Here is a 15159-nt window from a genome sequence, read left to right on the forward strand (position 1 = left end):
TAATGGAAAATTTAATATACCCAGCGAACATAACTGTCAACTGCCGCCTATTGAAGGAGGCATGTGGGTAGAGGTGAATAGCCATGGCACAGAAGGGTATTTTGAGGACATATCTTGACATTCCAGTGCTTCAGAAAATCTTCGCAGGACTAATTCTGGGTGTTATTGTTGGTCTTGTCTTGGGATCCTTGGGGTATGCAGATGCAGTGAAGACGTACATCAAGCCCTTTGGTGACATCTTTGTCAGACTGCTGAAGATGTTAGTGATGCCCATAGTCTTTGCATCCCTTGTCGTGGGTGCAGCAAGCATAAGTCCAGCAAGACTTGGAAGGGTTGGAGTTAAAATTGTCATTTATTATCTGCTTACATCAGCATTTGCAGTAACACTTGGTATAATAATGGCAAGAATCTTCAAACCTGGGCTTGGGCTCCAATTAGCCACTGGAGCTAAATTCCAAGCAAAGCAGGCGCCTTCTATGGTTCAGACTTTGCTTAACATAATTCCAAAGAATCCATTTGGAGCCTTGGCTAACGGGCAAGTACTTCCTACAATATTCTTCGCGATAGTTTTGGGTATTGCACTGACGTACTTAATGAACAGCAAGGATGAATTTGTGAAGGACAGCGCCAACACACTTTTCAAGGCAATAAACGGTCTCGCGGAGGCTATGTACAAGATTGTTGGTGGTGTCATGCAGTATGCTCCAATAGGTGTTTTTGCATTGATTGCTTATGTTATGGCGGAGCAGGGAGTTAAGGTCGTTGGTCAGCTGGCAAAAGTGGTTGTTGCAGTGTATCTCGGCTTGATCCTTCAGATTGTCTTGGTGTACTTTGTGCTCCTCAAGATCTTTGGACTCGATCCAATTAAGTTCATCAAGAAAGCTAAGGATGCTATGATTACTGCATTCGTTACAAGAAGCTCAAGCGGTACTTTACCAGTTACAATGAGAGTCGCTGATGAAGAGATGGGAATAAGCAAGGGTATCTACTCATTCACACTTCCACTTGGTGCAACAATCAACATGGATGGAACAGCTCTGTACCAGGGTGTCTGTACATTCTTCATAGCCCTTGCAATAGGTCAGCACCTCACCATCGGACAGCAGCTCACAATAGTTCTCACAGCAGTTCTTGCATCAATTGGTACAGCTGGTGTTCCCGGAGCTGGTGCGATAATGCTTGCAATGGTTCTCCAGAGCGTTGGGCTTCCGTTGACAGATCCAAGTGTTGCTGCAGCATATGCAATGATCCTTGGTATTGACGCTATCTTAGACATGGGAAGAACAATGGTCAACGTTACAGGAGACCTTACAGGTACCACAATTGTGGCAAAGACTGAAGGGGAGCTTGACTTGAGCAAGTGGCAGTGATAGTGTTCCTGTTTTCTTTCTTGCTCCCTATTTTCTCTTTATGAATTAAGGGATAATGTTAAATACTCAAACATAACGCTACTTCTTAGGACATTAATAATGGGGGTAATGAGGAATGAAAAAGTTGGGTATTTTGGTAATAATCCTCCTTTTGGGTGTCTCAATAGCTTATGCTCAGGAGGTTCCGTTTTATAAGGAGGAGTTTGTATTCACAATTAAGGTTTTGGACAATGGGAATGCTCAAATAACCTTAAAAACCTCTTGGCTTGAACCTAAGGATGAGATACAGAAGCAGATTGAGCAAATTCTAAATCAAACAAATCTAACAAAAGAAGAGGCTATAAAGAAGTATGAAAAAGAGCAGCTTGACAGGTATATAGCGAGCCTTGCTAACTATGGCATAAAGACCACTAATCAAAGTCTAAAAATTCTGGGAATCGATGAAGGAAAGAATTTAACGGTTGTGTTTACGGCTATTGCTGAGAAGTTTGCCAGATATTACTCATACGATGGCTACTGGGAAATCGTGGTTGATCCAACACGAGGTTACGGCACTGCTCCAATACCTGATACGGGTCTTCCATATAAGGTTGAGCTTCACAATATCTTCATAATTGAGCTTCCTCAAGATGCCAAGCTTTTGGAGTATCCAAAACCCATAACAAGAGAATACAATCAAAGTAAATTCTATGTGAGGTCAAAAGTTGAGGGGAACAAAATAATTGTAACTTCAGATATTTACCTTGAACCTTATCTGAGACCAGAAGGCTTTAAAGCACTTTTTGGTGATTACAACACATTCTATGTTAGATACACAACACCAAAACCAGGAGAAGAGGGACAGTACCAGAAAGTGGTCTCCGAGTGGTACTTGAGAGCTGAAGTTCTGCCGAATGGAACGACTAATTTGTTCATAAAGGACACATATATCGAACCAAAAGACCAAGTTGAGCTCAGGAAGCTCCAGATAAAGCTGATGGGCGTTCAAAATGTTACAGATTTAATTCTCCAGAATAATATTAAAGCCTTAGGAGGGCAGGGAATTAAAGTGGAAAACGCAAATGCAAAAATTATTGGTTTGAACGAAACGGGTCCACTTATCATTGAAGCTAATTATGTTGTCCAGAACTTCACAAAAAAAGTTAACGGAACCTATGAATATTCTTTTGATCCAACTCTTGGATACTCACTTTACAATATAGGCTACAGGGCTCAGAATGAGATAAACCAAACCCTAAAGTTAGAACTCATACTCCCAACTGATGCCAAAATAGTTGAAGTTCCTCAGAACATAACGAGGGAACTCAAGGGTAACAGATTCACTTTAACTACACTGGTTAATGGAAATAAAATCTCAATAACAGCAAATGTCTTTATCAGATATGGTGCCCATCAGGAAGATGTCCAGAAACTTCTTGCGAATATCAGCAGAGCATACATTAGATTTACACTTCCGGAAGCTTCTCAGGGACTTAACTATAAGCAAGTAGGGGCAGCAGTTGGTGCACTTGTGCTCATAGGGGCAGCAGTATTCTTGATTAGGCGGAGATGACAATCTTTTCTTTTTTAATGTTTTTATTAACGCTACCATTATATATCTCTGTTACAAATTTCTTTTCAGGTGATAGAAATGACGAAGAAGCTTTACTATGAGGATGCATATCTAAAAGAAGCAAAAGCAAAAGTTGTTGAAATAAAAGATAATGCACTGCTTTTGGATCAGACCATTTTCTATCCAACAGGTGGAGGACAGCCGCATGACAGGGGAACAATAAATGGTGTTCATGTTTTGGATGTTTACAAAGACGAGGAAGGTAATGTCTGGCATGTTGTAGAAGAGCCAGAGAAATTCAGGATAGGAGATGAGGTTGAGCTTAAGATAGACTGGGATTATCGCTACAAGCTCATGCGTATCCACACCGCGATGCATCTCTTGGATCATGTGTTGAATGAAGTTCTCGGCAAAGACAAATGGCAACTTTATGGCAGTGGAATGAGTGTGGAAAAGGGGAGATACGATATTCTTTACCCAGAAAACGTTAACAAGTACAAAGAGCAGATTATTGAGCGTTTCAACAAGTATGTGGACGAAGGGGGGGAAGTCAAAATCTGGTGGGAGGGAGAGAAAAGGCTCACACAAATCAGGGACTTTGAAGTTCTCCCATGCGGTGGAACCCATGTAAAGGATATCAGGGAGATTGGGCATATTAAAAAGCTGAAGCGCTCAAGCATAGGGAAAGGCAAGCAGAGGCTGGAGATATGGCTTGAAGATTGAGCTTTTTTACCTTTCTTTTTAAAAGTTGCCCTTTCCGATATAAGAGTGAATTGACACAATATGTTTAAAAAGTTCAGATTGTATTGGATACTGGGTGAACTTATGAGTGAGGTCATACTCCATTTGCCAGCGTGGATTGATGAAAGGGAGGCAAGAATAGCGTTGGCAGTTGAGCTCTATCGAGAAGGAAAAATAACCCTTAAACAGGCGGCTGAAATAGCGAATCTCTGTGTAGAAGACTTTATGAAAGAGCTTAGTAAGAGAAAAGTAAGTATATTAAACTGGAATGAAAAAGAGCTTGAGGAAGAGATTGAGAATGCCGATAATTTCTGATACGTCTCCTCTTATTCTTCTCAAGAAGACTGGTGGCATTTATCTGCTTGAAGAACTCTTCAATGAAGTTGTAATTCCTCTTCAGGTTCAAAAGGAACTTTATGTTAGAGAAGAACATTATTTCAGTAGAATTAAGTTCTTAAAAGTGCAAAATCCAAAAAAGGAGCTTTTTAAAATATTGTTACTAACTCTTGATGAGGGAGAGGCTGGAGCAATAGCTCTGGCTATTGAGCATGGCTTACCTCTCCTCATTGATGACCTAAAGGGTAGAAAAACTGCAAAGCAACTTGGATTAAAATACATAGGGACATTGGGAATTCTCAAAATTGCAAAGAACAGAAAAATAATAAGTGAGGTAAGACCGTTTATTGAAAAACTCCTGAGAAGCGGATATTACATTAGTCCTAAGCTTGTAGAGAAGTTCCTCCGGGAAATGGAAGAATTTTAACTAAATTCCCAATTTTTCCTTTACTTCCTCTATTGTTGCTCCTTTAATCAGCAAATCTTTTTCCCTTGAGGTCTCTCCTCTGAGTATAACAACCTCTTTTCCAAGGAGTTTTGAGAGGAACTTTGTTAATTCTTTATTAGCTTTTCCGCCAACAGGGGGAGCGCTAACTTTCACCTTAATCCTTCCTTTCCACTTGTCAACTCCCTCAATGCTGTTCCTTTTTGTATTTGGCTGGACATGGACGAGGAGAATAACACCGTCTTTTATCTGCTTTATCATTCTCTTCCCTCCAGATCATATTTCCATACAATTTTTGGAGGAAACCTCTTTTCTTTTACAGCCATAATTATTTCATCTGCAACTTTGTAGGCGAAATCAAAGGCATCTTTGTCGATTAGGCCATAATTGAGAGCCATTTCAAGCTCATCCTCATCTAACAAGAAAGCTTCGCCGTTTGGGAAGATGAATATGTCTAAAAACAGATCAAGCATCTCTAAAGTGTCTCCATATCTCTCTGTGTAAGCCAAAACGTCTACATAGAGTCCTTTGAAGTTTCCCTCTCTATCATAAACTTTCAAAACATCGTAATTTTTACCGATAAAGGCGAAGTAAATCATTGTGTAGTCGTTTTCAATGACCTTGACTCCATTTACATAAAGAGGTGCGAGCATTCCATGGAATTTGGACTTGGCAACGATGATATCCCCTAAGTCTGCTATGAGTTCATCGTATCTCTCAAGAACCCTGTTTGGAATGCGCTTATAGATGAGGTGAACTTTTTTGTTCATGATAGTTTTATTAACAATTTTAGGTTTAAAAACCTCAGCCATGCACAAAACTATTAATGTCCTTGAAGCTTAATAAAAGCATGGCGAGTAAAGATGGATGCAGGATTAATTTACCTCTCTGGCTTCTTGAGTGGTGTTGTTCTTTTCACTGTGGCAAGAATAATTTGGAGAAAAGTCAAGAAGAGCCAAAGATAAGCTCCTTCAGCTTCTCTGGTAATTCATCAATCTTGACCCTAATTTGCTCCCTCGTATCTCTGTCTCTGATTGTTACGGTGTTGTCTTCAGGTGTTTGGTTGTCAATGGTCACACAGTATGGAGTTCCAATTTCGTCGTATCTTGCGTATCTTCTTCCTATTGTGTCCTTTTCATCGTAAACTGCTATGAACCCCGCTTTCTGGAGTGTCCTAAAGACATTGTAGGCTATCGTTGTTAGTGGCTCCTTTGCAACTAACGGCAGAACGGCAACCTCTATTGGGGCCATGTCCTTCTTTATCTTGAGGTAAATTCTTCCGTCCTCATCAATTGTTAGTGAGTTCTCAAGGAGTAGATAGAAAGGTCTATCAATACCAAAACTCGGCTCTAAGACGTGAGGAACAATTTTTTCCCCGGTTATTTTTTCTTCAACTTCCTTGATTATGAAATCCTCTTTTTCAAGCTCGTAACCCTCAATGCTGACTTTACCTTCCTCTTCAAGTTCTTCAACAAGCTTTCTAAGTTCTTCCTCGCTCATCTCTTTGAGCTTCTCGTTTATTCTTTTTGCATCTTTCTTAAGCTTTGGACCAACTCTCTTCATATTTAGACTAACTTTGAGCCTTTTCACGGTCTTGGGCTCATCGTAGTGAATCATAACCGTCAAATCGGCACCACTCATCTTCATGTGTCTGCTCAAGTCGTAATCCCCTCTGTATGCGATACCAACACACTCAATCCATCCAAATCTTTCGCTGTAAATCTCAACATCCCATGTATCCTTTGAGTAGTGTGCCCTCTCTTCTGGAAGCTGTTGCCTGAATCTTATCGCCTTTTCTGGAATTCCTATGTCAAGGAGAATTCTCTTCACCATAGCCATGTAATAGGCAAAGAATGTGTTCATGACATATCCTTTTTTAACAGCTTCCTCAAGAGTTACCTCAATCATCCCCAAGTTCTTGAGCTGGTGTTCGATAGGATAAAGCCTTACAACTTCGTCTTTGACCTCATCGAAGTGCGGATGCTCGGTCTCTTTTGGATTGAAAAATATCTCCACTTCAGCTTGGGTGAATTCTCTAAGCCTGATCATTCCCTGCCTCGGTGAAATTTCATTTCTATAAGCCTTTCCAATCTGGAACACACCAAATGGGAGCTTGTTTCTCGCAAAGGCATTAAGCCTCTTGAAGTTCACGAAAATACCCTGAGCTGTTTCTGGTCTTAGATACCCTTTCTTGTCCTTGTAAGGACCGATGTATGTTTCAAACATCAGATTGAAGTACCAAACATCGCCCAGCTCTCCACCACACTGGGGACACTTTATGCCGTTTTCCTTTATTATCTTCGTGAGCTCTTCGGCACTCAAGCCTTCAACATCAATGTCCAAGCTCTCCTCGATGAGATGGTCTGCCCTGTATCTTGTGTGGCACTGGGTACACTCAACTAAGGGATCAACAAACTTCTCAACATGACCTGAAGCTATGAAGACTTCCTCAGGAGTTATGTCTGGAGTTTCAAGCTCAAAAAACCCCTCTCTTTGAAAGGCTTCTCTGATTTTACGCTCAATCTTTCTCTTTATTGTCGCTCCAAGAGGACCGTAATCGTAGAAACCTCTCGCCCCACCATAAATCTCGAAGCTTCCCCATGCAAAGCCTCTTCTCCTCATCAAATCCGAAAGGATTTCATACTTGTCTATCTTCATCCTCTAACCACCTTAAGGTTTTGACACTTCAAAATCCTAAAAACTTTGTGGAGTATCTTTTGACATTCTACCAAAGTTGATGTCCAACAACTCATCCCAGGGCTGTTATACGAAAGAGTTATAAACCAATTTTCCCGTTATGAATGTGAGCTTCAGCTTTGATTATTTAGGAGGGAAGAGAAATGGCGGAAAGACCACTTGATGTTATACACAGGTCACTGGACAAAGATGTGCTGGTTATACTTAAGAAGGGATTTGAGTTTAGAGGCAAGCTTATCGGTTATGACATTCACCTGAATGTTGTCCTTGCAGATGCTCAGCTTATTGAGGGCGGCGAGGTAACAAAGAAGTATGGTAAGATAGTGATTAGAGGAGACAATGTGTTGGCTATTTCACCAGTAGAAACTGAGTGAGGTGATTCTCTGTGGGAAGCGGAACAGCACCCCATGGAAAAAGGAACCGCACACCAACTCATATAAAGTGCAGAAGATGTGGAAGAAAAGCTTACAACGTTAGAAAAAGATACTGTGCTGCTTGTGGATTTGGGAGAAGCAGAAGATTAAGGAAGTACAGCTGGTCAAAGAAGTGGAAAAAAGCTAAGAACGTCCACTAATTTCTTTTTTATTTTGCTTTTTCTGATTAGTGGTTTGGGATAATTCTATAAACCTTTGTTTTAAATTCTAAAGTATGAGCGCAAAAAATGACATTTTGAAATATTTAAAATCAAAAGGACACGATGGAGCTCTTCAGAGTGAGCTGTACAATTTAGGTTATTCTCGTTCGACAATTGCTGAGGCGCTTGAGGCTCTTGAAAAGGAGAAGCTTATCGTGAAAAAGAATATCGGAAAAAAAGCATACAGAATATGGGCTATTGATGAGGCACCTTTCCCCATTAAAAATACTCTTAGACTTGGAATTTTAAGGGCTGTTGAGTATCCCCATGCTCTTTTGACAGCTTACGATTTGAGAGAAAAGTACAATGTTAGGGTTTTGGTTTACAACTCAGCCCTTGAGCTTACGAATGCCCTTGCAATAGGAAAGGTCGATTTAGCGTGTTCGCCATTAATCACTCAACTCCTTTATTCACTATTAATGAAAAGCATTAAAATTGTTTCTGGCTGTGGATTTGCTGGCAGTGGACTTGTTGTGAGAGGAGAGCTCGAAGAAGGAAAAACCATTGCGTCCTCTGAGCTTTCTACAATGGAAACCATGTTAAAATTGTTCCTTGAAAAAGGGGGATTGAAGAATATAAAGGTGACATATTTTAAAAATCCGGAGAATGCCGTGAGGTCTTTTCTTAGTGGGGAAATAGATGGGATAAGCATCTGGGAGCCCTATCTAAGTCTGCTTAAAAAGAAGGGCTTTGATGTCTATCACTACTCTAATTATTTTGGAAAATACCCCTGCTGTGCCTTGGGGGTTAACTTGAGCTTTTTGGACGTTAATAAGGATATTTTTAAAGAATTTTTTGAAAGATTTAAGTACAATACTGAAAACTTGGAGAAACGAAAAGAGGAGGCTATACGTCTAATGGTTGAGGTTATGGGCTTTGAGGAAAAACTTGTGAGGGAAAGCTTTGGGGGGTTTGTCTATGATTACAGACTCACAAAAAAGCAAGTTGAAGAAATGCTAAATCGATTTGGTCTCAAAGTGTTCAATCTTGAAAAGCTCTTCTTATCGCAAGATTTTTAACTTCTATTTCTCTTTTATCGCTTAGACATTCATCTAAGTGATTACTATGGACGGCGAATTAAGAAAAAGATTGTGGGAGCTTGCATGGCCGGCGATATTAGCAAACATATCTCAAACCCTTGTTAACTTAGTTGACATGATAATGGTCGGGCAGCTGGGTGCTCTTGCAATCGCAAGCGTTGGTTTGGGAGCACAGCTTTCATGGTTCATGATGCCTATAATGTTTGCAATCTCAACAGGTGTTTTGGCTTTAGTTGCGCGTTTTGTGGGTGCTAAAGAGTATGATATGGCTAATTTGACCTTGGAACAGGGAATTTACCTTGCCTTTCTGGTGGGGATACCAGTTATGGCATTTGGATTTTTGTTCGGAGATGATGCACTTAGAATAATGGGAGCCAGTGAAGATGTAATAAAACTTGGCTATGATTACATAAGGATGTATTTCCTATTTTATCCCATCAATTTCATGGGTTTTGCGGCATTTTCAGCTTTGAGAGGAGCTGGTGATACAAAGACACCAATGAAGCTGAGCATCTTAATGAACGTTCTCAATGTTGTTTTGAATTATCTCTTAATTTTCGGAAAATTTGGCTTTCCAAGGTTGGAAGTTAAGGGTGCTGCATTAGCCTCTGGACTTTCAATTGCAACGGCTTTTGTTGTCGGAATGTTCCTATTCTTAAGTGACAGGCTTGTTCTGAAGCTTAAGCTCAGCTTTAGATTTGATATTTCACTGGTTAAAAGAATACTCAGAATTGGAATTCCAGCAACAATTGAGAGGATTATCTTCAGCGTTTACAACTTCATCTATATAAGCATCGTTACAAGATTTGGAACAGTAGCTTTGGCTGCTCATCAAGTTGGCTTGAGGGTAGAGAGCATAGCTTATATGCCAGCTTTTGGCTTTAATGTTGCCACATCAGCTTTGGTTGGACAGAGCTTGGGTGAGGGGAATCCAGAAAAAGCTGAGAAGGTTGTGTATGAGTCATTGAAAATGGTAACGGCTTTCATGAGCGTCATGGCTGTGATTTTGATTGCTTTTCCAAAATACCTCGTTATGCCATTTATAACAAAAAGTGATCCCAATTATTGGCAAGTTATCCATTTGGCTGCAATCTATCTCATGATTGTGGGTATAAGCGAAATCCCATTGGGCTGGCTCTTTGTTCTCAGTGGAGCTTTGAGAGGTGCAGGAGATACGAAGAGTCCAATGTATATAACGGCTGTTAGCAAATTACTCTTTAGGATTCTTCCGGCTTATCTTCTGGGATTTGGCTTTGCAATTGGTTCATTCCGCTTTGAAGGGCTTGGGGTTATTGCTGCTTGGATTGCAATGAGCCTTGAGACATTTGCAACCGCTGGCTTTTTCTGGTGGGTATTTAGAAGGGGGAAGTGGAAGTACATAAAAGTATGACACAATGTTTATAAGCATGTATGACGCCTATATAAACGGTGATGTTATGGCTGTTGTCAGCATTCGTATTCCTGATGAGCTTAAAGCGAAAATGAAGGAGGTTAATATAAACTGGAGCGAAGAGATACGGAGGTTTATTGAAATGAAAATACGGGAGCAGGAAAAAAGAAAGTTGCTTGATGAGATTGATGCTTTTCTCGAAAAGGAAGTTCCTCTCATGAAAAAGGGACAAGCAGTGAAGCTTGTGAGGGATGCTCGTGATAGTAATTGACACCTCGTCTTTAGTCAAATATCTCCTTCGCGAAGAGGGCTGGCGTGACGTCTCGAAGTTCCTTCGTCAGAATCAGCTGGTTTCTTTAGAAATGGCATTAATCGAAGGGGCAAATGCAATTTGGAAGCGTTGTGTTCTCTACCAAGATATCCCTCTCAAAACGGCAGAGAAATTGCTTGGTTATCTTCACTCAACTAAAGGCATAATAATCTATGAGGACCCAATTGAATACTTGCCTAAGGCGGAAGAAATTGCTCTTGAGAATAATGTTACTGTTTATGATTCTCTTTACATTGCTCAGGCTCTCAAATATGGAAAGTTAGCAACCAGCGATGAAAAACAGGGAAAAGTTGCAGAAAAGCTTGGTATTGTGGTGTTCTACCTTTAGAGTGTTGAAACGTGGAATAGGGCTTCCATCAAGTGACCAAAGAGGTAGCTAACAAACGCTGCTCCCAATCCAGTAGTGACCATCTCTGTAACTTTCTTCTTTATTGAGATTCCTGAGAGCACCGATATAAAAGTCGCAACTACTGCCAGCGCTGTTCCCGCTAACAATACGGAGAATGGCAGTGCAACCAGTGATGATGATGCAAAGAAATAAGGCGTAACTGGGAACGCTACGCCAAGCAAGTAAAAGCATCCAGTATAAAGGGCTGCTCTTATCTCGTTTTCATCCTCTTCTTGGATAAGTAACTTAATTATTGCATCGTGGTTTGAGGATAATTTTTCAGCGACCTCTTTTGCAACATTTTCAGGCATACCGCTCTCAAGGAGCTTGTCTAAAAGTTCATCTTTTGCTCTATCTGGAGAAACTCTGAACAGGACTTCCATTCTCTGTCTGATGCTCTCATTTACCTGCCTCTGAGAGCGAACAGATATGAAAGTTCCAATCGCCATTGATAGTGCTCCAGCAACTCCAACTATGAGACCGCTAATTCCGACGAGCTTTGGATTGTAAACGTAAACTGCTGACAATCCAGTAACTGCCCCGAGGATCTCGACTAATCCATCGTTCATGCCGAGAACTAAATCTCGGATATTTTCGACATGGAGTCTTTTTTTGCTCTCGTAAAAGAACTTCTCGTGTTCAAGCTCATCCAAGATGACATCACTTAATTCTCTCCTCTCTTCATCATTGAGCTTCTCTTGATATGTCGTGAGGAATTTGAAGTACTTTTGGATTGCGCTGTTTTCTCCCATCTCAAGGAGTGAAGCAACAGCTCCAGGCCCTAAAATTTTCCTTAAAAGCCTTATGCTGTAAAGGCTCAGCTTGCTGATTTTTATCCTGGGGGTTCTGACATTTCTCCTTGTCAAGAAATCGTGCCAGAACTTTGCATGCTTTGCTTCAATGTTTGAAAGCCTCAGAAATTCCTTCTTTAAACTCTCGTCTTTTTCAGTTTTAGCAAGCTGAGCATAAAGAATTGAATCGGAGTATTCATCCTCATAAAACTGAAGTGCCGACTTTATCATCTCGTCCATCTTCCATCCCCTAAAAAGCTGAACAAAAGAGTTAATTAAAGTTACTGTAATGACTTTAAAGTCTCAAGCACTTTTTCAAAAGGAGCATCTGTCTTTAGAGCGGTTGGTGAGAAGTGAGTTCTCGTTGCTTTGTAGCCCTCTTCTTTAAGAATTTCAATGATTTTGGAAACTTTTCTTGCTTCAAGGTTGTTTCTCCTTGCTAATGCATGGGTATCATAGAAAAATGGAACATCAAGCTCCTCTTTGATGATTCCTAAAAACTTCAGCACTTTCTTTTTCTCTGCAATCTCCTCTCTCTCTGCTAGCTTATGAATCTCTTCAACAATTTCTTGATTCTTGAGCTCCCCAAGCCACAAAGGTCCATAAGCTTTAGCTTTGCTTGGCAGAAAGCTCCTCTCAATCTCGAATTTTCCATTCTTTTCATTAAAATACAGATACCCGAGCTTTTCTAAAGTCTCATCCCCTTTCTTCGCTCCATCTTTGAACCTTAAGAATGCCCTGAAGTAGTGGTCTTTGTAGTACGCAAAAAGAACTTCAAAGCCCATGTCATACTTTGCAACATATCTTGCAACGGTTCCTATTAAAATCCTCAGCCCCGCTTCATGGCAGAGCTCGCCTCTTATTGGCACTGCGTTGTATTTTCTTAGACATGCCTTTGGATGAGCTCCGCAGAGGGGAGCGGTATCTGTTGCGGTTATGGCTAAAACTCCTTTCCGCTTTACACTTCTCAAAGCAGAGTCTAAAAACTCCATTGGTGAGCCGAATGGATCAAGATCAATGAAGTCAAAGTATCTAAACTGGTCATTCATCAATCTGTTGGCATCTAAGTTTGTTGCGACTAAAACCTTGCTTCCTTTTAAAAATGCTCTCTTCTCATGTATCTCAATTTTACCAGGGAAGTTGAGTGCCAGATTTTTGATTATCAGCTCAAAGGCATCTGGATTTATGTCATTCATCCAAACTTCAGCTGCTGGAGTCTCTAAGGCATACCTGATCCCCCTAATCCCTGTAGCACTTAGAGCATCTAAAACTTTCTTTGGTTTAACAACCTTGAGGAGAAGGACGCTTAAATCCCTATTCAGAGCCATTACAGGGTTGTAAAAGACTGGAGCATCATAAATACGCTCAGCTTTTGGGACAAGAACCCTTGCTTTTCCTTCACTTATTTCTATTAGCTCCATGGTACCACCAATCTATTTACAAAAAGCTTAGGCTAAGAAGAAAAGAAATCAGAGAATTTGGACGTAATCACCAAGAGCTTGTCCGGGTAAGCCTTTTTCGAACCTTACCTTAACCTCGCCCCTAACTCCATGTGGCTTGACAATTTTGCCGGCAATTATTTTTCCGCTCGGGCTCTTCCAAATGACTTTCTTTCCTATGAGCTTTGCTGCCTCTTCTCTGCTCTCAATTCCGAGAGGCTTGATAATCATGTGGTGGTTGTGCTGATTCTCCTTACTCCTCATGTAGCTTAACACTATCCCCTTCATCGCCCTCACCGTTAATGCCTATTGAAGAGAGCTTTTAAATTTATTGATGATTGATGGAAAGGGTTTTATTCTCTCTTAGCTATTCAGCTTTGGTGGTGATCATGAAAATGGAAAGAATAAAGAAGCTTCAAAAGTTTATAAACGAGAACTCAATTGATGCAGCGCTTATCTCTAAACGTGAAAACTTGTTCTACTTTTCTGGAGCTTCTCCGTTAGCTGGGGGGTATTTGGTTGTTACTCCCGATGAGGCTATAATTTATGTTCCCGAACTTGAATATGAAGCAACAAAGGAAGAGACCGAACTACCCGTTGAAAAGTTCAAGAGACTGCCAGAACTTTATGAAAAGCTCAAACCTTACAGTATTTTGGGAATTGAAGGTTCAACAAGCTTTTCCTTCATGAATGCACTTAAAGAAAAAGCTGAGATAAAGGAGTTCAGGAACGTTGATGATGTTATAAAGGACCTTAGAATTGTAAAAACCAAAGAAGAAATCGAGATAATCAAAAGCGCGTGTGAATTAGCTGACATGGCTGTTATGGCAGCTATTGAAGAAATCAGCGAGGGGAAGAGAGAAAGGGAAATAGCAGCGAAGGTTGAGTATGTTATGAAGATGAACGGTGCTGAAAAGCCAGCCTTTGATACAATCATCGCCAGCGGTCACAGGGCAGCTCTCCCTCATGGGGTTGCAAGCGATAAGAGAATTGAGAGAGGAGATTTGGTTGTCATAGATTTAGGGGCACTTTACAGGCACTACAACTCTGACATCACCAGAACCATAGTTGTTGGAAAGCCCAATGAGAAGCAGAAAGAGATTTATGAGGTAGTTCTTGAGGCTCAAAAGACAGCTGTTGAAAAAGCTAAGCCAGGAATGACTGCGAAGGAACTCGACAGCATAGCAAGGAACATCATAGCGGAATACGGCTATGGGGATTACTTTATCCACAGCCTTGGTCACGGAGTTGGCTTGGAAATTCATGAGCCTCCGAGGATAAGTCAGTACGATGAGAGTGTTCTCAAGGAAGGAATGGTTGTAACAATTGAACCGGGAATTTACATTCCAAAGCTTGGTGGCGTCAGAATTGAGGATACAGTTGTTATAACGAAGGATGGGGCAGAGAGGCTCACAAAGATGGAGAGAGAGCTAATTTAATCCCTTTTTATTATCCTAACTTTTAAGCCATATTCAGTGAACAGTTCAAAGTCCTTATCACAGGTAATAAGCATTTTATCGTGAGCTATTGCATTGGCAGCTATCAATAAATCTTTAGCGGGCGGTAGATTGCCTTTTTTCTTTAAGTCTCTGTAGATTTCTCCGGCAATCTTTGCACTTTTTTCGTCAAAGTGCAGTTTTGGTAACTTTTCAATCATAAGCTCTTCCTTTTCCTTCAGAGTTCCACAGTAAAGCTCAAAAACCGTGATTGCAGAGAGACCGTAAACCCATTCAGAAGGTAAAGACTTGACGACTTTTGAATTTCCTTTAAAAACCTCAATTATCACACTTGTATCAAGGATTGCATCCATTTTTGTGCCTCCTTTAATTCCTTCTCAAGCTTTTCGGCCTCTTCCTTACTTCTTGTTCCAAATCCTATTAGCAGGATGTTGAGATTTCCTTCTTTCTTTATAAGTTCTCTGATAACTTCTGAGAAGCTCTTTTTTCCCTTAATCCTCACAAGCTCCCAATAAACATCATCTGATATGGTTATTGTTTTTCCCATT

At 40.6% G+C, this 15159-nt stretch carries 20 protein-coding genes; 12 read left to right on the forward strand and 8 right to left on the reverse strand.

Features of this window, described 5'->3' with window-relative positions; genetic code table 11:
* The first annotated feature begins 83 nt into the window (after window positions 1-83).
* The 5 genes from TERMP_RS01470 (at window position 84) to TERMP_RS01490 (ending at window position 4426) form a co-directional block, all read left to right on the forward strand.
* Complete coding sequence (locus TERMP_RS01470; protein ID WP_013466566.1) at window positions 84-1370, forward strand: dicarboxylate/amino acid:cation symporter; 1287 nt, start codon at window positions 84-86, stop codon at window positions 1368-1370.
* Window positions 1371-1485: 115 nt separating this feature from the next.
* On the forward strand, window positions 1486-2922 hold the full coding sequence (locus TERMP_RS01475) for a hypothetical protein (RefSeq protein WP_013466567.1): 1437 nt from the start codon (window positions 1486-1488) through the stop codon (window positions 2920-2922).
* A 78-nt stretch (window positions 2923-3000) separates the two neighbouring features.
* Window positions 3001-3645: an alanyl-tRNA editing protein gene (locus TERMP_RS01480; RefSeq protein ID WP_013466568.1), complete on the forward strand. Its 645-nt coding sequence runs from the start codon at window positions 3001-3003 to the stop codon at window positions 3643-3645.
* A 102-nt stretch (window positions 3646-3747) separates the two neighbouring features.
* Window positions 3748-3978, forward strand: coding sequence for a UPF0175 family protein (locus TERMP_RS01485; protein WP_013466569.1), 231 nt, complete (start codon window positions 3748-3750; stop codon window positions 3976-3978).
* Window positions 3932-4426 (forward strand): DUF3368 domain-containing protein, encoded by a 495-nt coding sequence (locus TERMP_RS01490; protein ID WP_202795443.1) that lies wholly within the window; start codon window positions 3932-3934, stop codon window positions 4424-4426. Before TERMP_RS01485 ends, TERMP_RS01490 begins: the two co-directional genes overlap by 47 nt.
* Here TERMP_RS01490 and TERMP_RS01495 read toward each other — a convergent pair whose 3' ends face one another.
* The 3 genes from TERMP_RS01495 to glyS form a co-directional block, all read right to left on the reverse strand.
* Complete coding sequence (locus TERMP_RS01495) at window positions 4427-4705, reverse strand: DUF167 family protein (RefSeq protein WP_013466571.1); 279 nt, start codon at window positions 4703-4705, stop codon at window positions 4427-4429.
* Window positions 4702-5214 (reverse strand): DUF402 domain-containing protein, encoded by a 513-nt coding sequence (locus TERMP_RS01500; RefSeq protein WP_048159885.1) that lies wholly within the window; start codon window positions 5212-5214, stop codon window positions 4702-4704. Before TERMP_RS01500 ends, TERMP_RS01495 begins: the two co-directional genes overlap by 4 nt.
* 175 nt (window positions 5215-5389) lie before the next feature.
* Window positions 5390-7102 (reverse strand): glycine--tRNA ligase, encoded by a 1713-nt coding sequence (glyS, locus tag TERMP_RS01505; RefSeq protein WP_013466573.1) that lies wholly within the window; start codon window positions 7100-7102, stop codon window positions 5390-5392.
* A gap of 182 nt (window positions 7103-7284) precedes the next feature.
* On the opposite strand from glyS, the gene TERMP_RS01510 reads away from it, so the two are divergent.
* From TERMP_RS01510 to TERMP_RS01535, 6 genes are all read left to right on the forward strand, one after another.
* On the forward strand, window positions 7285-7515 hold the full coding sequence (locus TERMP_RS01510) for an LSm family protein (protein ID WP_013466574.1): 231 nt from the start codon (window positions 7285-7287) through the stop codon (window positions 7513-7515).
* 11 nt (window positions 7516-7526) lie between these two features.
* Window positions 7527-7715, forward strand: a complete 189-nt coding sequence (locus TERMP_RS01515; protein ID WP_013466575.1) for a 50S ribosomal protein L37e — start codon at window positions 7527-7529, stop codon at window positions 7713-7715.
* Window positions 7716-7789: 74 nt separating this feature from the next.
* On the forward strand, window positions 7790-8794 hold the full coding sequence (locus TERMP_RS01520) for an ABC transporter substrate-binding protein (protein ID WP_013466576.1): 1005 nt from the start codon (window positions 7790-7792) through the stop codon (window positions 8792-8794).
* 46 nt (window positions 8795-8840) lie between these two features.
* The gene (locus TERMP_RS01525; RefSeq protein ID WP_013466577.1) at window positions 8841-10205 is read left to right on the forward strand and encodes an MATE family efflux transporter; all 1365 of its coding nucleotides are present in this window, start codon (window positions 8841-8843) and stop codon (window positions 10203-10205) included.
* A gap of 46 nt (window positions 10206-10251) precedes the next feature.
* Window positions 10252-10476 carry a type II toxin-antitoxin system VapB family antitoxin gene (gene vapB, locus TERMP_RS01530; protein ID WP_013466578.1) on the forward strand — a complete coding sequence of 75 codons (225 nt, stop codon included), beginning with the start codon at window positions 10252-10254 and terminating at the stop codon, window positions 10474-10476.
* Window positions 10463-10864, forward strand: coding sequence for a type II toxin-antitoxin system VapC family toxin (locus TERMP_RS01535; protein WP_048159709.1), 402 nt, complete (start codon window positions 10463-10465; stop codon window positions 10862-10864). The genes vapB and TERMP_RS01535 overlap by 14 nt, the downstream gene beginning before the upstream one ends.
* Here the strand turns inward: TERMP_RS01535 and TERMP_RS01540 are convergent.
* The 3 genes from TERMP_RS01540 to TERMP_RS01550 are packed head-to-tail and all read right to left on the reverse strand — an operon-like array spanning window position 10861 to window position 13442.
* Window positions 10861-11955, reverse strand: coding sequence for a VIT1/CCC1 transporter family protein (locus TERMP_RS01540; protein ID WP_013466580.1), 1095 nt, complete (start codon window positions 11953-11955; stop codon window positions 10861-10863). The two genes, TERMP_RS01535 and TERMP_RS01540, sit on opposite strands and share 4 nt — an antisense overlap.
* A 41-nt stretch (window positions 11956-11996) precedes the next feature.
* Window positions 11997-13136, reverse strand: coding sequence for a tRNA (guanine(10)-N(2))-dimethyltransferase (locus tag TERMP_RS01545; protein WP_013466581.1), 1140 nt, complete (start codon window positions 13134-13136; stop codon window positions 11997-11999).
* Window positions 13137-13184: 48 nt separating this feature from the next.
* Complete coding sequence (locus TERMP_RS01550; protein ID WP_013466582.1) at window positions 13185-13442, reverse strand: 50S ribosomal protein L35ae; 258 nt, start codon at window positions 13440-13442, stop codon at window positions 13185-13187.
* 107 nt (window positions 13443-13549) lie between these two features.
* Here TERMP_RS01550 and pepQ point away from each other — a divergent pair, with 107 nt between their 5' ends.
* A complete protein-coding gene (gene pepQ, locus TERMP_RS01555; protein ID WP_373419382.1) occupies window positions 13550-14593 on the forward strand; it encodes a Xaa-Pro dipeptidase PepQ in 1044 nt (347 codons plus the stop codon).
* On the opposite strand, the gene TERMP_RS01560 is transcribed toward pepQ, so the two are convergent.
* The gene (locus TERMP_RS01560; protein ID WP_013466584.1) at window positions 14590-14964 is read right to left on the reverse strand and encodes a type II toxin-antitoxin system VapC family toxin; all 375 of its coding nucleotides are present in this window, start codon (window positions 14962-14964) and stop codon (window positions 14590-14592) included. The genes pepQ and TERMP_RS01560 overlap by 4 nt on opposite strands.
* Window positions 14937-15158, reverse strand: coding sequence for an antitoxin VapB family protein (locus tag TERMP_RS01565; protein ID WP_013466585.1), 222 nt, complete (start codon window positions 15156-15158; stop codon window positions 14937-14939). The genes TERMP_RS01560 and TERMP_RS01565 overlap by 28 nt, the downstream gene beginning before the upstream one ends.
* Window position 15159: the final 1 nt, after the last annotated feature.

Source organism: Thermococcus barophilus MP (genome assembly GCF_000151105.2).
GTDB classification, from domain to species: domain Archaea; phylum Methanobacteriota_B; class Thermococci; order Thermococcales; family Thermococcaceae; genus Thermococcus_B; species Thermococcus_B barophilus.

Excerpts from the sequence above, each read along its gene's own strand:
- TERMP_RS01470 (WP_013466566.1), top strand. The coding sequence starts at position 84 with ATGGCACAGAAGGGTATTTTGAGGACATATCTTGACATTCCAGTGCTT.
- pepQ (WP_373419382.1), top strand. The coding sequence starts at position 13,550 with ATGGAAAGAATAAAGAAGCTTCAAAAGTTTATAAACGAGAACTCAATT.
- TERMP_RS01485 (WP_013466569.1), top strand. The coding sequence starts at position 3,748 with ATGAGTGAGGTCATACTCCATTTGCCAGCGTGGATTGATGAAAGGGAG.
- glyS (WP_013466573.1), bottom strand. The coding sequence starts at position 7,102 with ATGAAGATAGACAAGTATGAAATCCTTTCGGATTTGATGAGGAGAAGA.
- TERMP_RS01500 (WP_048159885.1), bottom strand. The coding sequence starts at position 5,214 with ATGAACAAAAAAGTTCACCTCATCTATAAGCGCATTCCAAACAGGGTT.
- TERMP_RS01495 (WP_013466571.1), bottom strand. The coding sequence starts at position 4,705 with ATGATAAAGCAGATAAAAGACGGTGTTATTCTCCTCGTCCATGTCCAG.
- TERMP_RS01490 (WP_202795443.1), top strand. The coding sequence starts at position 3,932 with ATGAAAAAGAGCTTGAGGAAGAGATTGAGAATGCCGATAATTTCTGAT.
- TERMP_RS01520 (WP_013466576.1), top strand. The coding sequence starts at position 7,790 with ATGAGCGCAAAAAATGACATTTTGAAATATTTAAAATCAAAAGGACAC.
- TERMP_RS01475 (WP_013466567.1), top strand. The coding sequence starts at position 1,486 with ATGAAAAAGTTGGGTATTTTGGTAATAATCCTCCTTTTGGGTGTCTCA.
- TERMP_RS01510 (WP_013466574.1), top strand. The coding sequence starts at position 7,285 with ATGGCGGAAAGACCACTTGATGTTATACACAGGTCACTGGACAAAGAT.
- TERMP_RS01540 (WP_013466580.1), bottom strand. The coding sequence starts at position 11,955 with ATGGACGAGATGATAAAGTCGGCACTTCAGTTTTATGAGGATGAATAC.
- vapB (WP_013466578.1), top strand. The coding sequence starts at position 10,252 with ATGGCTGTTGTCAGCATTCGTATTCCTGATGAGCTTAAAGCGAAAATG.
- TERMP_RS01525 (WP_013466577.1), top strand. The coding sequence starts at position 8,841 with ATGGACGGCGAATTAAGAAAAAGATTGTGGGAGCTTGCATGGCCGGCG.
- TERMP_RS01545 (WP_013466581.1), bottom strand. The coding sequence starts at position 13,136 with ATGGAGCTAATAGAAATAAGTGAAGGAAAAGCAAGGGTTCTTGTCCCA.
- TERMP_RS01565 (WP_013466585.1), bottom strand. The coding sequence starts at position 15,158 with ATGGGAAAAACAATAACCATATCAGATGATGTTTATTGGGAGCTTGTG.
- TERMP_RS01550 (WP_013466582.1), bottom strand. The coding sequence starts at position 13,442 with ATGAAGGGGATAGTGTTAAGCTACATGAGGAGTAAGGAGAATCAGCAC.
- TERMP_RS01560 (WP_013466584.1), bottom strand. The coding sequence starts at position 14,964 with ATGGATGCAATCCTTGATACAAGTGTGATAATTGAGGTTTTTAAAGGA.
- TERMP_RS01480 (WP_013466568.1), top strand. The coding sequence starts at position 3,001 with ATGACGAAGAAGCTTTACTATGAGGATGCATATCTAAAAGAAGCAAAA.